The organism is Flagellimonas yonaguniensis, from assembly GCF_029193885.1.
GTDB lineage: Bacteria > Bacteroidota > Bacteroidia > Flavobacteriales > Flavobacteriaceae > Flagellimonas > Flagellimonas yonaguniensis.
This window is the reverse complement of the sequence record NZ_JARFVB010000026.1, coordinates 1-14,524: the sequence shown is the minus strand read 5'-3', so window position 1 is coordinate 14,524 and position 14,524 is coordinate 1. Positions and strand designations below refer to the sequence as shown.

14 protein-coding genes are annotated in these 14,524 nt (G+C 34.6%); 11 read left to right on the top strand and 3 right to left on the bottom strand.

Going from position 1 to position 14,524, the window contains the following annotated elements; translation table 11 throughout:
* The coding region (locus PY092_RS19230; protein WP_275617364.1) for an RteC domain-containing protein at window positions 1-667 on the bottom strand (667 nt) is incomplete at its 3' end.
* A gap of 90 nt (window positions 668-757) precedes the next feature.
* On the opposite strand from PY092_RS19230, the gene PY092_RS19225 reads away from it, so the two are divergent.
* Window positions 758-928 (top strand): hypothetical protein, encoded by a 171-nt coding sequence (locus PY092_RS19225; protein WP_275617363.1) that lies wholly within the window; start codon window positions 758-760, stop codon window positions 926-928.
* A 12-nt stretch (window positions 929-940) separates the two neighbouring features.
* Here PY092_RS19225 and PY092_RS19220 read toward each other — a convergent pair whose 3' ends face one another.
* Both PY092_RS19220 and PY092_RS19215 read right to left on the bottom strand, forming a co-directional pair.
* A complete protein-coding gene (locus PY092_RS19220) occupies window positions 941-1,858 on the bottom strand; it encodes a LuxR C-terminal-related transcriptional regulator (RefSeq protein WP_275617362.1) in 918 nt (305 codons plus the stop codon).
* Between the two features lie 8 nt (window positions 1,859-1,866).
* Window positions 1,867-2,352: an asparaginase domain-containing protein gene (locus tag PY092_RS19215; RefSeq protein WP_275617361.1), complete on the bottom strand. Its 486-nt coding sequence runs from the start codon at window positions 2,350-2,352 to the stop codon at window positions 1,867-1,869.
* Between the two features lie 639 nt (window positions 2,353-2,991).
* Between PY092_RS19215 and PY092_RS19210 the strand changes: the two genes are divergently transcribed.
* The 10 genes from PY092_RS19210 (at window position 2,992) to PY092_RS19165 (ending at window position 14,440) form a co-directional block, all read left to right on the top strand.
* Complete coding sequence (locus PY092_RS19210) at window positions 2,992-3,660, top strand: response regulator transcription factor (RefSeq protein ID WP_275617360.1); 669 nt, start codon at window positions 2,992-2,994, stop codon at window positions 3,658-3,660.
* Window positions 3,657-5,030 (top strand): HAMP domain-containing sensor histidine kinase, encoded by a 1,374-nt coding sequence (locus PY092_RS19205; protein WP_275617359.1) that lies wholly within the window; start codon window positions 3,657-3,659, stop codon window positions 5,028-5,030. Before PY092_RS19210 ends, PY092_RS19205 begins: the two co-directional genes overlap by 4 nt.
* A gap of 77 nt (window positions 5,031-5,107) precedes the next feature.
* Window positions 5,108-5,575, top strand: coding sequence for a DUF2231 domain-containing protein (locus PY092_RS19200; RefSeq protein WP_275617358.1), 468 nt, complete (start codon window positions 5,108-5,110; stop codon window positions 5,573-5,575).
* 100 nt (window positions 5,576-5,675) lie between these two features.
* Entirely contained in the window at window positions 5,676-6,383 is a 708-nt protein-coding gene (locus PY092_RS19195) for a rubrerythrin family protein (protein WP_275617357.1), read from the top strand.
* 387 nt (window positions 6,384-6,770) lie between these two features.
* Complete coding sequence (locus PY092_RS19190) at window positions 6,771-11,108, top strand: CusA/CzcA family heavy metal efflux RND transporter (protein WP_275617356.1); 4,338 nt, start codon at window positions 6,771-6,773, stop codon at window positions 11,106-11,108.
* 2 nt (window positions 11,109-11,110) lie between these two features.
* Window positions 11,111-12,277 (top strand): efflux RND transporter periplasmic adaptor subunit, encoded by a 1,167-nt coding sequence (locus PY092_RS19185; RefSeq protein WP_275617355.1) that lies wholly within the window; start codon window positions 11,111-11,113, stop codon window positions 12,275-12,277.
* Window positions 12,278-12,994 carry a VIT1/CCC1 transporter family protein gene (locus PY092_RS19180; protein WP_151674515.1) on the top strand — a complete coding sequence of 239 codons (717 nt, stop codon included), beginning with the start codon at window positions 12,278-12,280 and terminating at the stop codon, window positions 12,992-12,994.
* Window positions 12,995-13,009: 15 nt separating this feature from the next.
* On the top strand, window positions 13,010-13,498 hold the full coding sequence (locus PY092_RS19175) for a DUF2231 domain-containing protein (RefSeq protein WP_275617354.1): 489 nt from the start codon (window positions 13,010-13,012) through the stop codon (window positions 13,496-13,498).
* Window positions 13,470-14,075, top strand: coding sequence for an HD domain-containing protein (locus PY092_RS19170; protein ID WP_275617353.1), 606 nt, complete (start codon window positions 13,470-13,472; stop codon window positions 14,073-14,075). The genes PY092_RS19175 and PY092_RS19170 overlap by 29 nt, the downstream gene beginning before the upstream one ends.
* Window positions 14,076-14,107: 32 nt before the next feature.
* Window positions 14,108-14,440 carry a hypothetical protein gene (locus tag PY092_RS19165; protein WP_275617352.1) on the top strand — a complete coding sequence of 111 codons (333 nt, stop codon included), beginning with the start codon at window positions 14,108-14,110 and terminating at the stop codon, window positions 14,438-14,440.
* The last annotated feature ends 84 nt before the right edge of the window (window positions 14,441-14,524 follow it).

Below are 14,524 nucleotides of genomic sequence, written 5' to 3'. Positions count from 1 at the left end.
TGTCCTGTTTGCCCAATCCCTTTGAGCATAGCGCATAAACGAGTTCAACATAATCTGTGTTTGAAAATGGCCAATGTATCTTTTCCATTGGTTTAGCACCATTTAATTTGCCGTTCAATCCTTTCCGGATTTTGTATTTCTTTTCATCTAAATAAACCACAAACAAATCATATGCCTTGTATTTGCCAAGCAGCATATCCCTTGGTGTGCAAAACTCTGGGTCTTGAAAGTAGAATTTAGAGGTTGTGATATGAAACGTTTCGAGGTAATCTCTGGTATAATATTCCTTGTCAAAATGGGTAGCACCAGAATTTACATAGCGCCCAAAGTCAATATTATATAGGAAGAAACGATTTATTTTACTGATTTTCTTCTTAATCGATTTCAATTGGGCGTCCTTATCGCCCTTTGGAAGTTGAATCTCAAACGAATGGATTTCAGAAAAATAGATGAGTTTGATGAGAGGAACCTGCTTTGTCTTTTTGAAGAAATTAATTTCATCTTGAATTGTCTTAAATTTCGTCTCAATTATTTCTTTTTTATATGCACTCAGTAATTTACGGCACGCTTTTATTGAACGATAAGCTTGTTCTAAAATATTTGTATTCTGGATTTTAATTTCATCCAGATCCTTCAATAATGTTTTTGATAGTAGTTGCGAATTCATAAGCAGGAACTTTTAAGTTGTAAATCATAGAAATGGAATTTAATTGATAAGGTTGATTAAATGTCATCGTAGTCCTGCAAAACATTATAAATGAATGCCACGATTCATAAAATTTGTGGCTCATTGGTGTATTCTGTGGAACTCTCTGTAAGTTATCATTACTTAAAAGCTTCACAGGTAAAACGTACCGTATATAATTACGGAATAGTCCGTATTTTTCTACGGATATGCAGTGATATATTGAAAACATTGGATTTGTGAGACTGATAAAATTTACTTCTTTTTTTTTCTAAACCGTTTTAAAAACTCACGCCTATTCCTTACACCTGTTTTTTTAAAGATATTGGAAGCGTGTTTTGATACTGTACTTTCTGCAATGAATAGATCCTTGGCAATATTTCTATAGCTCAAATCACCTAGAATTGACAAGGCAACCTCGATTTCTCTTCTAGTCAAATCCTCATAAATAATTTTTTGCTCTATTGATTCGTTTCTCTTCTTTTTCTTTAGAGCAAAGACCTCGTACATTCTATTGTTGTTCTCAATGAAATATAAATATCTCTCAATTTCTATGGCAGTAATAGCATAAAAGGCAATATTCATTACTGTGAAAGTTAGCCATTGAAAATCGCCAATAACAGTACAAATAGGAAGTAAAGCAATACTTGTTACACTTATTACTGAAAGTTTGTTTCTTCTTAATATAAATGCATTTGGGTTGCTGGGATTCGAGATACGACGGTAGAAAATAAACAGAAAAATAAAAGCAATAACAGATATAGGTATGGTAAAAAGAAAGCGAGCAGACTTAAGGGAATCCGTTAAAAAATATGGAATGAGAAACAGTACTATAAAACTCACGCTTGCCAGTATAGCAAGATTTCTAATGGATGAATTAAATTTTAAAACAACAACATCGTATTCTTTATAGAGGTAGTAAACGATATAAACACATAATGCTATTGCAACACCATACGTGATGATATATTGTAAAATGAAAGGGCCTGGAAAATTATTAATCGGTAGGAAACCACCTGTAGTATTGTAGGCAATAAACAACAATCCAAGATAGAGAAAACGGCTTAGACTACTGCGCGGATATTTTCTTGAAAAGTAGAGTGTAAGCAATACAATGAACGTATCTATTAAAAGATAGAAGAAAGTTGTCCAATGTATTGAAGTGCCAAACATTAACGTGATTATTCATTGTGCTCAAATTTGTTGGTTTCTAAATTTTTGGAAACATTGTTCCAAAGAAATATTTGTCCGTTCATAGCAATATAAACGTTTGGTTTTAGAAATTGTAATGAGCTGATTGCATACCCTAAATTAAAAGGTGCATCTGTGTTTGCAGACGACCCTAAAATGATAGACCCGACCAAAACAATGGTCTTACCGAGGTTGAGATTTCCTATATATTTTGCAGTATCTTCCATAGTGAAAGTACCGTGAGTAATTAATATTTTAGTTGCATTGGAAGCCTTTATCTTATGTACTATCAGTCTTCTGTCATTTTCATTTAAAGTCCTACTGTCTTTTTTACAGACACTCTCAATGGAATACTCTAAATCCAAATTAGCATTCTTCAGAAAATCTTCAATAGTTACCTTCGATTTTTTGATTTCTTTATCAACCGTATTATCCAGATCTTCAATAGTTCCGCCTGTGGTTAGTATGGTAATCATTTCAACGAGTATTTTGATAATTAGTAAAAATTAATCATCTTGAATTTGTAAAGTTAGTGTAAGTTTTTTACTGTTAATCGATAGCCGACTATCTTAAGGAAGTTTTAAGAATCTATTAATCAAACTCTAAGGTAAGAGATTGATTTTTGTGTATTAAATCAATTTTTATAGAAAATCAAGATTTGAAAGACAGCAATTATCAAAACAAAAAGACGAAAAAAAGTTTTAAAGGAATATAAAAAGGTAAAATCTACGAAAAGTAGCATAACCTTAAAAGATAAAATAGTTTGGATTTTGGTGCTTATCGTTTTTGTTTTGTTGATCCTATTTGTACTGTTTTTAAATTTCATGAAATACTTTATTTCTATATAATTCATTTCATTATAATCAGGTAAAAGGTAAAAGGTGAAAAAAATGATAAATCGACTTGCTTAAAGGAGAAAAGCGGGGTTTTTAATTGTTGAAGTATTTCGCTAAATAACAACGTTGGTATATGCTCTAGTTAGATAGATGTATTGCTAAAACAAAAAGCATCCTACTTTAAGTTCTTAAAACGGCCTTGAAAAATTTGATAAAATATTAAGCCAATCTTAAGAAAAACCAAATCTTAACTTAATTAAAAATTGTAACTTTTGCGCGATGAGAATATTAATAGTAGAAGATGAACCAGGTATATTCAACTTTCTTAAACAAGGTTTAGAGGAAGAGTCTTATGCTGTGGACATCGCTGAAGAAGGCAAAAAAGGGCTTGAAATGGCACTTTCAGGCGAATACGATTTATTGTTGTTAGATTGGATGGTGCCAGGTATAAGTGGGATAGAAATATGTCGCCAATTCAGAAAGGAATATCAAGAAACACCTGTAATTTTTCTAACAGCAAAAGACACTTTGGACGAAACCATTTTCGGACTTCAAACAGGTGCGAATGATTATATAAAAAAGCCATTTCATTTTGAAGAACTTTTAGAACGCATCAAGGTACAATTACGCCCTAAATCTGGAGAGCATTCCGTTTTTAAGCTTGGGAGCATCACGCTTAATACAGCAACCTATCAAGTATTTAAAGGCGACGAAGAAATAAGTTTGACGCAAAAGGAATTTGCATTGCTAGAGCATTTAATACGCAATAAAGGTATGGTATGCAGAAGGTCGCGAATTATTGAAAGCGTCTGGGATATTCATTTTGATTATAATACAGGCGTAATAGACGTGTTCATTAATGCACTACGCAATAAGCTTAAACTGGGAAAAGAAGAGAATTACATCCAAACAGTAAGAGGTGTCGGTTACATTGCAAAGGAACTATGAATTTAAGTTTTAAAAATAGAATAGCATTACATTATATGATTGCAACTGCAATTATAATGGCAGTTGCTTTTACAGCAGTTTATTTTGTAGTACAAGGTGTGGTGTATCAAAATTTGGATAGCGACCTGTCTTTCGAAGCAGAAAAACATACCAGAGAAATAAAAATTGTAGGCGATAGTATTAAAATAAAAAATAAAAAAGAGTGGGAAGAAAGAGAACATAGAGAGGTACAGGTCAACCCTGTTTTCATCCAGTTTTGGGATAAGAATGGTACTTTTATGGATAAATCCCCTAACCTAAAAGAAAACGAGCTTGTATTTCATCCAAAATCTAATTATGGAGGGCATTATAACGATATTTTAAATCAAAGACCCATAAGACAAGTACAATTACCAATTGAAGAAAACGGAAAAATAAAGGGTTTTATAGTCGCTGCGATGTCATTAGAAGCATCGCAAATGGTACTGTACAATTTAAGAAATATTTTACTACTGGTCTATTTATTGCTTTTGGCGAGTCTCTATTTTATTTCTAAATTCATCGCTGGCAGAAGCATCATTCCGGTAAAAAGCGTAACGGAAACCACAAATAGAATTACTAGGAACAACTTAAACGAACGTGTGGCATTGCCTCAAAATAAAGATGAATTGTTCGATTTGTCTTTCAGTATCAACGACTTGTTGCAACGTATCGAAAACGCCTTGGAAAGAGAACGACAATTTACTTCAGACGCTTCTCATGAGCTACGCACACCTTTGGCAACCTTAAAAGGAACATTGGAAGTTTTGATTCGTAAACCAAGAGAACGTGCCGAATATGAAGAAAAAATCAAATTCAGTCTTACGGAAATAGATAGAATGACTGCCACAATAGAACAACTATTACTATTAGCAAGATTGGATACTATTACAAATTCAGCAGATGAATCCTTGATGCCTTTGGCGACCATAATCGATGAAATTCTTTCAAGACACAAAAACAAAATATCAGAAAAAAAGCTATCGATAAGTTTTGAAAATGATATTGATAATGAAACATTAGTACCTCAATATTTTTCAAATCTAATCCTTGAAAATATTATCGGTAATGCTGCAAAATATGCTAAAAACGCGACCAATGTTTATATTTTAATAACACAATTAGGTTCTAAAATAATCTGTAAGGTTCAAGATGAAGGTATAGGCATTAAAAAAGAAGATTTGAATAAATTGTTCAACAATTTCTTCAGGTCAGATGCACTTAACCATAGGAATATTTCAGGCAATGGTTTAGGTCTTTCTATAGCCAAAAAAGCAGCTGACGCTATAAATGCTAAAATTGAAGTAGAAAGTGAATTTGGTTTAGGAACTACGTTTACTATTATCTTTTAAGCCAATCTTAAGTTTTACTTCAGACAAACTTTAAATGACTGAAATACATTTGATGTGTAATTTAAAATCACATCAAAATGTTAACAGCACCACACATTCACGCCATGGTTATCCACTTCCCGATAGCCTTAATATTTGTCGGCTTCCTATCGGAAATAATAGCTCTTATCAACAAAAAGCAATTTTTTAAAAACGCCGCATTCTATCTTTTATTACTAGGTTCATTAGGAGCAATAGTAGCTTATGTAAGTGGTAGCTATGCTGGTGATGGAATGACGGACGGAATCCTTCAAGCACCTATGGAACTTCATGAAGAAGCAGCCACGATAACTTTATGGCTTGCAATTGTAACTGCCTTATTTAGAGTTGCACTTTACTACTTTAAGTATAATAGAACTTGGACTAAATGGGTGGGTATTATTCTATTTGCTGCTTTAGTAGGTTGGGTTGCCAGAACGGGGTATTTAGGAGGGCAATTAGTTTTTCAACACGGAGCAGGCATTGAATTAACACTTCCCGATTTTGGAAATGAAACGGGTGGGTAATAGTAAAAATTTCAAGCTCTTTTTAAGGAACAGCACATAAAAACCACAAAATGTGGATATGTATTTACATAAAATATTAAACAATTTAAAAACAAATAAAATGAAAAGAACAGCAGTAATACTAGTAATCGGAATGGCACTGTCAACTATGCTTTTTCAGTCTTGTAAAGATACTTCGGTAGATAAAATTGAGGTCAAATTTTCTGAAGAAATGGCTGAGAATACAATGGATACTATTAAAGAAAATGGAGACCCTCAAAAAGCAACTATTCAAAATATGAAGGATGCATTTAAGGGAGAGACAACGGCACATGCCAAGTATGCGGCTTTTAGTAAAAAGGCGGAAGAGGAAGGATACCCTGAAATTGCAATGTTGTTTAAAGCAGCATCAGGAGCTGAATTAATTCACGCAAATAATCATAAAGTGGTTTTACAAAGAATGGGAGAAGCAATACCTTCGGTTACGCCAGAATTTACTGTAGGTAGTACAATAGAGAATTTAAAGAATGCCATTGAAGGCGAAAGCTATGAGTTTAACACAATGTATCCTAACTTCATTAAGGATGCACACGCAGCGGGAAACTATATGGCGCAAATAAGTTTGACCTATGCGTATAAAGTGGAGCAAAAGCATAGGGATTTCTATATAAATGCTTTCAAGGCTTTGGAAGATGGAAAGGTAAGTTCATTGCCATCTGTTTATTACTTATGTCCAACTTGTGGAAACACATATGCAACAACTGCACCTGCACGTTGTGAAATATCTATGACCGACTCTAAATTATTTATAAAAGTGGACTCTCTATAAAGATTTTTGATTGATGGTTAGTGTTGATTGATTGACAAAGGCTCTGAAACTTCTTCAGGGCTTTTGTTTTTATTAACTTCTGTTAAATATTTAGTCAATCTTAAGAATATCTATATTCAGTCTTTAGAATACAAGATTACTTTTATAATAGAATTAGCAGTTTCACCCTTTAAAATGAAAAAGAAAAAAGATTCCCCTTAGCCATTAAATGTTTTTTGATTGGTTTTTTTGGTTAATAGTTGCAAGAGCTCTGAAAACTTTTCAGGGCTTTTGTTTTATGCTCTAAAGAGGAAAAAATAATCTTAAGCCAATCTTAAGAAACGGCTTAGAATACTTTTAGACACCTACTTTACATTTGATTTTATTACTTAATAAACCACCAGAAAAATGTTAGAACGGATTATCCAGTACAGTATTCATCACAAACTTATTGTGCTATTATTTACGGCCGGAATCATCGGATTCGGCTTGTATTCTCTTTCCAATATTCCTATCGGAGCAGTTCCGGATGTGACCAACAATCAAGTACAGGTCATTACTACATCAAGGAACTTAGCCACGGAAGATGTAGAAAAATTCTTGACCTATCCCGTAGAATTGGAAATGGCAAACTTGCCTGGAGTAAAAGAAATCCGTTCGGTTTCCAAATTTGGTTTATCAGTTGTAACCGTTGTTTTCGATGATGATTTGGGTACTTATTTACCACGCCAGCTCATTGCCGAAAAAATTAAAAGTGCCGAAGAAAAAATTCCAGCAGGCTTTGGCAAACCTTTTATGGGTCCAGTTTCTACAGGTCTGGGAGAAATCTATCAATACGTAATCGATGTAGATGCCAAACATAAAGACCAATACTCACTATCAGATGTTCGAACCATTCAAGATTGGGTCGTAAAACGTCAGCTTTCAGGTATTCCGGGAGTTGTAGAAGTAAATACTTGGGGAGGTTACTTAAAAACCTATGAAGTAGCTGTAAACCCTGAAAGACTTCGTGCTATGGACGTTTCTATTTTTGACGTCTTTACAGCTCTTAAAAAAAATAATAGCGTTGCAGGTGGTGGTTATATTGAGAAAATCAATGAAAGTTATTTTATTAGAGGCGAAGGTTTGGTTACTTCTGTTGAAGATATTGAAGATATCGTTGTTACTAATAAAGGCGAAGTTCCTGTGTATGTTAGAGATGTTGCCAATGTTGGCTTTGGTCACGCCAACCGTTTTGGGGCAATCACAGGAAATGGAGACGGAGAAAAAGTACTCGGGCAAGTAATGATGCTTAAAGACGCTAATTCCAACGCAGTTATTGAAGCGGTAAAACAGCGTGTATCGGAAATACAGGCGTCATTACCACCAGGCATATCAATCAATCCTTTTTTAGAACGAAGTGAGCTTATTGGTAAAACGACTTTTACAATCGCCGAAAACCTGATTTTAGGGTGTTTGATTGTCATTTTTGTAGTGGTACTGCTTTTAGGAAATTGGCGTTCTGGTTTAGTCGTAGCTTCCGTTATCCCTTTGTGTTTGCTATTTGCCCTTTCGTTGATGTATATTTTTGGTGTGGACGCTAACTTAATGAGTTTAGGCGCAATTGACTTTGGAATTATCATCGATGGTGCCGTAATTATTGTTGAATTTATTGCCTTTAAAATTACCAGTCAGCGTGCCAAATTATTAGCACTTCCTAAAAATGAAAGACAAGGTTTAATAGATACAATAACTTATCAAGGTGCAACTAAAATGATGAATTCCGCAGTATTCGGACAATTAATCATCATCATAGTATTTATACCTATTTTATCCTTAGTAGGTGTTGAAGGAAAAATGTTCCGTCCTATGGCATTGGTGTTCTGTTTTGCACTTATAGGTGCAATGGTGCTGTGTTTTACCTATATACCAGTAATGGCTTCTTTGTTCATTAAACCATCAAACACCGAAAAGAAAACCATATCATCTCGCTTGATTTCCTTTTTAGAAGATAAATACCGACCTACGATTGCTTGGGCATTACGTAAAAAGAGATTGGTGCTAGGTATGGCTGTTGGTCTATTGGTTTTTACAGGATTTTTATATTCCAGAATGGGCGGCGAATTTGTACCAACCTTAGATGAAGGCGACTTTGTTATTCAACCTGTATTAAAGACAGGGATGTCCTTAAGTAAAACCATTGAAGCCACTACGCAAATGGAAAAAATACTAAAAAAATTCCCAGAAGTGGAACAGGTAGTGAGCAGAATTGGTGCTGCGGAAGTACCAACCGACCCGATGTCTATGGAAGAAAGTGATGTTATTATAAAATTGAAACCAAAAGGCGAATGGACATCTGCCGATTCCAAAGATGAATTAGCAGATAAATTTAAAGAAGCCTTATCTAATGAAATCGCAGGATTAGATTTTGAGTTTACCCAACCTATCGAAATGAGATTTAATGAATTGATTACAGGAGTAAGAGCTGATTTGGCAATCAAGGTTTTTGGAGAAGATTTAGACGTATTGTATCGAAAAGCATTGGAAATAGAAAAAGCCATTCAAAACGTAGAAGGAGCGGCTGATATTTCGGTAGAAAAAACAGCAGGTTTGCCGCAAATGTCGGTTAAATATAACCGCCGGAAAATTGCCAAATACGGATTGAATATAGAGGACTTAAACAAGGTCATTACAATGGGTTTTGCGGGAATGCCAGCGGGAACAGTATTTGAAGGCGAAAAGCAATTCGATTTAGTGATTCGTTTTGATGATTTGCACAGAAAGGACATTGAGAATATTGAAACCGCATCGGTATCACTTCCCAATGGAACAAAATTACCATTAAGCGAATTTGCAACCATAAGCTATACAAAAGGACCTGCAAAAATTTCGCGGGATAATACCAAACGTCGTATAGTGGTAGGTGTAAATGTTAGAAACCGAGATTTAGAGTCGGTGGTAAAAGATGTACAGGCAATTATTCAAAAGGATATCAAAATTCCAACAGGCTATTCTATAAGCTACGGTGGGCAGTTTGAAAACTTGCGCACAGCTTCGGCTCGATTAAAAATAGCAGTACCTATCGCCTTGATTTTGATATTTGTCCTATTGTACTTCGCTTTTGATTCCGTAAAAGAAGCGTTAATGATTTATAGTGCCATCCCATTATCCGCTATTGGTGGTGTAATGTTATTGTATATAAGGGATTTACCTTTTAGTATTTCGGCAGGTGTTGGATTTATTGCGCTTTTTGGTATAGCAGTATTAAACGGTATAGTATTGATTGAAGAGTTCAAAGAACTAAAAGCACACGGCATAAACAATATCAATAAACGAATATTAATGGGAACAAAAAATAGATTACGCCCTGTATTGCTAACAGCAGCAGCAGCAGCTCTAGGGTTTTTGCCTATGGCAATTTCAACATCTGCTGGAGCAGAAGTGCAAAGACCATTAGCAACTGTAGTTGTGGGCGGATTAATAACCGCAACGATATTGACCCTTGTAGTACTTCCAATTTTATATGCAATGTTCGATAGAAAAGGGCATCATCCTAAAAAGAAGACTAAAGTAAATTTAAAGGCGTTGAGCATTATGCTTTTACTGTTATTACCAATTTTTGGACAAGCACAACAAAACCCGTTAAGTGCGGAACAGACTGTACAATTGGCAATGGAGAATAATAAAGCACTTCAAGCTAGCGCTAAAAGAATCAACCAATCCGAACAAATGGTAGGTAGCGCTATAAATATTGATAAGACACAGGTTTACTATGGCTATGACCAAAATAATATTGCTGAAAATGGCTTGCCATTAAAAGTTTTTGGAGTGAGTCAATCGCTTCAATTCCCAACCATTTATGGTGTACAGCGTAAGGTAGAAAAACAAAAAGTAGCATTGACGACACAACAATATCAACTAAACAAAAGGCTGTTAACAAAAGAAGTTTACATCGCTTATTACAACGTGGTTTATAATAATATTCTGGTTGAGCAATACACGTATTTGGATAGTTTATACGGTCAATTTGCAAGTGCTGCAAAGAAAAGATATAATGTTGGCGAAACCAATTTATTGGAAAAACTTACGGCAGAAACGAAGCAAAAAGAAATAGCCATTGCTTTAACCCAAGCACATGAGGATGTTTCAAGAGCACATACCATTCTCAATCAATGGGTGCAAAGTGACACATTGATTACGGTAAGTGAAGACAAACTTCCAAGGCTAGCATTAGAGGAGCTCAATATCACTAACCACCCAGGAATGTTGTATTACAATTCAAAAGAAAGTTTGGCAAAATCCTCACTCTCGTTAGAACGACAAAAGTTATTGCCCGATATACATTTTTCAGTATTTCAAGGCACTAATAATGGTGTGAATGCAAAAAACTACAATGGGTTTCAAGTGGGTGTTGCAGTACCGTTGTGGTTTGGAGCAAACAAATCAAAAATTAATGCCGCAAAAACCGAAACTATGATTGTGGCCAATGAATTTGAAAATTATAAAATTCAACTGCAATCAAATTATGATGCCCTTCTTTCTGATTTAAAAAAATATCAAGAAACGGTTGATTATTATGAAACTACAGGTAAGAAACTTTCAAAGGAATTAACAACAACCGCTTCAAAAGCATTTCAAAATGGCGAGATAGATTTCTTGCAATATGTACAGCTTTTAGAGAGTTCAAAGAATATCGAAATCAATTATTTACAGAACCTAAATAAGTATAACAATACGGTTTTAGAATTAAACTATTTAACCAATTAAAAATGAAAAATACACGCAACAATACATCAAATTCAATATACTTCAAGAGTCTTTTCTTCGTAGCGATACTGGCTTTAGCTTCCTGTAACTCAAAAGAAAAATCTGAAACTGCAAATACAGATACAACTGAAACAATGGAAAATGTTGACCTTATTACAATTACAGAAAATCAGTTTTCGTCTGGTAATATGGAGGTCGGAAAAATGACAATGCAGCCATTTAATTCCATAGTAAAGGCGAATGGTATGTTTGCTGTTCCGCCAGAAAATCAGGCAGATGTGAGTGCCTATTTTGCAGGTTATGTAAAAAACATCAGCTTGTTACCAGGCGATGCAGTTAAAAAAGGACAAACGTTATTCACGATTGAAAATCCTGAATACGTACAAGCACAGCAAGATTTTTTAGAAGCCAAAGGACGTTTGAGCTACTTAAAATCAGATTATGAGCGCCAAAAGGAGTTGATGGCAGATAACGTAACCTCAAAAAAGAATTTTCTAAAAGCAGAATCGGAATATACTGTAACCATGGCGCAATATCAATCCCTTAAAAAGAAGTTGAGCTTAATGAACATTAATCCGAATACATTATCGGGAGAGAATATTCGTTCAGTCATTAGCGTACTATCGCCATTATCGGGTTATGCAACAACCATTAATGCTACTAAAGGAATGTACTTAAATCCTTCGGATGTTGCTGTAACCGTTACTAATACTGATGATTTACACATTGAACTAAAGATTTTCGAAAAAGACCTTCCAATGGTAAAAGAAGGACAATTTATTAATGTACGACTACAAAATGATATGAATAAAGTGTATCAAGGCAAAGTGCATTTAGTAAATAAAGCGATAAATGCCCAAGACAGAACCGTCGCCATTCACGGCGATTTGGTAAACGAAAGTGATGTAAAACTATTTGCACCTGGAATGTATATAGAAGGAGAAATATTAACTACCACTTCAGAACATCCTGCGTTACCAGTAGAAGCAGTTGCGAATATTGATAATGACTACTTTGTTTTGGTTAAAGAAAACGGTACAACTTTTAAAAGGGTGTTAGTCAAAGTGGGTGCTGCTAATAATGGCTTTATTCAAATAATTAACGCCAATGATTTTAAACCAGATACAGAATTTTTGACCAAAGGGACATTTAATCTAATAACAGAATAGATGGAAGATAAAGAACAAGGATTAGACAATTATTTAGATAGCCATTTCATCCACAGAAGTAATTGGTTAAGAGCAGCGGTACTTGGCGCAAATGACGGTATTTTATCAACAGCAAGTCTCGCCATAGGTGTTGCAGCTGCAAGTGCGACACGAGAGCCTATTATTTTGGCAACATTAGCAGGTCTTGTTGCTGGTGCTTTGTCAATGGCAGCAGGAGAATACGTTTCCGTGAGTTCACAAACCGATGTGGAAAAGGCAGACATTGAACGCGAAAAACAAGAATTAAGCGAAATGCCCGAAATTGAATTACAACGCCTTGCAGAAATTTATGAAAAAAGAGGTTTGAAAAAAGAAACAGCTTTAACCGTAGCTAAAGAATTAACAGAACACGATGCTTTGGGTGCACACATTAGAGATGAATTGGGAATAAATGAAATTAGCCAAGCCAAACCTATTCAAGCGGCTTTTGCATCTGGGGCGGCATTTACCGTAGGTGGATTACTTCCTTTTTTGGTAACACTTTTTCTGCCTTTAAATAGTATGGAATATTCTCTTTATGGTTTTGCACTTTTCTTCTTGATAATTCTGGGAGCACTAGCTGCTAAAACAGGCGGTTCAAGTATCGTTAAAGCCATTGCTCGTATCACGTTTTGGGGAACAGTTGCAATGGGTCTAACTGCATTGGTCGGTTACTTGTTCAATGTAAATATGGTTTAAACAAAAAAATAAATTATGAACGACGCACATTTTCATTTAGTAGTCAATCATTTGCCTATTGTGGGCGTATTGATTGGTTTTTTAGTGTTGTTAGCAGGTTTAATTATGAAAAAACCGCAAATCAAAAATACAGCATTAGGTATTTTTATTTTTTCTGCATTAACAGCTATTGCAGCTTTTTTAACAGGTGAAGGTGCTGAAGAAATAGTTGAGAATTTACCTGGAATTAGTGAAACACTAATCCATAAACACGAAGATTATGCAGAATTGTTTCTTACGATGATGCTGATTTTAGGAGGCGTATCGCTAATAACCTTGTTTTTACAATACAAAAAGTTGCCATTCTCAAAATATGGATTTGTACTCATTTTACTGCTTTCTATGGTAACAATGGGAATTGCTAAATACGTTGGGACAAGTGGCGGAGAAATAACACACATAGAGATTAGAAGCGATGCAAATGTTATTCAATTAGATGGAAACCATGACCACAACGATGATTAGTAGCGTTGCTACATATTGTAAAGATTTATTGACGACTTCAAAATGTTCGGCATTGCCTTTTCATAATCTTCAACATACCAAGGAAGTGGTGCAGAATGTAAAATACTTATGCGCTGCTATGGATATTAATAAGCAAAATACAGAGATTCTTGTCGTTGCAGCGTGGTTTCACGATACAGGATTCTCAACCACCTACAAAGGTCACGAGGATGAAAGTAAATTGATAGCCACCCATTTTTTAAAAAAAGAAAAAGTTAGTAAAGATTTTATAGAAAAAGTCAATAATTGTATCGATGCCACTAAAATGCCACAATGTCCAACCACAGCTTTGGCCGAAGTGCTTTGCGATGCCGATATTTTTCACATCAGCAATTCGCATTTCTTTTATCGAAAACTTTTGCTTCGTAGGGAATGGGAAGTGTATTGCGATAACAAAGTAACCGATTTTGAATGGCATAAACTGAATTTAGAATTTTTAAAAAAGCACCATTTTAGAACCCTTTACGGAGAAGATATCCTTGAACAAGGAAAACAAGAAAATATACATAAAGTAGAACAAATATTAGCTAGTTACTAGCTGAAAATTACATCTTAAAAACCTTAAATAAAATGTCAAAAATCTTCCCAATGCGCTTCACTTTATTCAAAGCCTATATTGGCTTGTTTTTAATACTTTCTTTTATAGTAAGGTGTAGTTTCTTTATTTGGAATTTTTCTGAAGTAGATAAAGAAGCATTTACTCTTATTGAAACCTTCGGAATAGGCTTCTTGTTCGATATAGCAACAATTTCATTTTTTGCTATACCTTATTTAGCATACTTATTGTTTTTTCCAAAACGATTTTATGGTTCTATAGTAGATAAAATCATTACTTATTTTGGATTCTCAATTGGTGTGCTTGTAGATACCCCGATCTTTAGGACAGTTTCTCTACAAAACTAATATAATTCAAGCCGCTCTCTTAAATAGATCGATAGGTCTTTCATAGTCGATGGACTGGTGTCTTCTTTCATGGTTGTAATAATC

What these genes read in the sequence shown, in the direction of transcription:
- PY092_RS19225 (WP_275617363.1), top strand. Translation starts at nt 758, where the DNA reads ATGAATGCCACGATTCATAAAATTTGTGGCTCATTGGTGTATTCTGTG.
- PY092_RS19220 (WP_275617362.1), bottom strand. Translation starts at nt 1,858, where the DNA reads ATGTTTGGCACTTCAATACATTGGACAACTTTCTTCTATCTTTTAATA.
- PY092_RS19215 (WP_275617361.1), bottom strand. Translation starts at nt 2,352, where the DNA reads ATGATTACCATACTAACCACAGGCGGAACTATTGAAGATCTGGATAAT.
- PY092_RS19210 (WP_275617360.1), top strand. Translation starts at nt 2,992, where the DNA reads ATGAGAATATTAATAGTAGAAGATGAACCAGGTATATTCAACTTTCTT.
- PY092_RS19205 (WP_275617359.1), top strand. Translation starts at nt 3,657, where the DNA reads ATGAATTTAAGTTTTAAAAATAGAATAGCATTACATTATATGATTGCA.
- PY092_RS19200 (WP_275617358.1), top strand. Translation starts at nt 5,108, where the DNA reads ATGTTAACAGCACCACACATTCACGCCATGGTTATCCACTTCCCGATA.
- PY092_RS19195 (WP_275617357.1), top strand. Translation starts at nt 5,676, where the DNA reads ATGAAAAGAACAGCAGTAATACTAGTAATCGGAATGGCACTGTCAACT.
- PY092_RS19190 (WP_275617356.1), top strand. Translation starts at nt 6,771, where the DNA reads ATGTTAGAACGGATTATCCAGTACAGTATTCATCACAAACTTATTGTG.
- PY092_RS19185 (WP_275617355.1), top strand. Translation starts at nt 11,111, where the DNA reads ATGAAAAATACACGCAACAATACATCAAATTCAATATACTTCAAGAGT.
- PY092_RS19180 (WP_151674515.1), top strand. Translation starts at nt 12,278, where the DNA reads ATGGAAGATAAAGAACAAGGATTAGACAATTATTTAGATAGCCATTTC.
- PY092_RS19175 (WP_275617354.1), top strand. Translation starts at nt 13,010, where the DNA reads ATGAACGACGCACATTTTCATTTAGTAGTCAATCATTTGCCTATTGTG.
- PY092_RS19170 (WP_275617353.1), top strand. Translation starts at nt 13,470, where the DNA reads ATGGAAACCATGACCACAACGATGATTAGTAGCGTTGCTACATATTGT.
- PY092_RS19165 (WP_275617352.1), top strand. Translation starts at nt 14,108, where the DNA reads ATGTCAAAAATCTTCCCAATGCGCTTCACTTTATTCAAAGCCTATATT.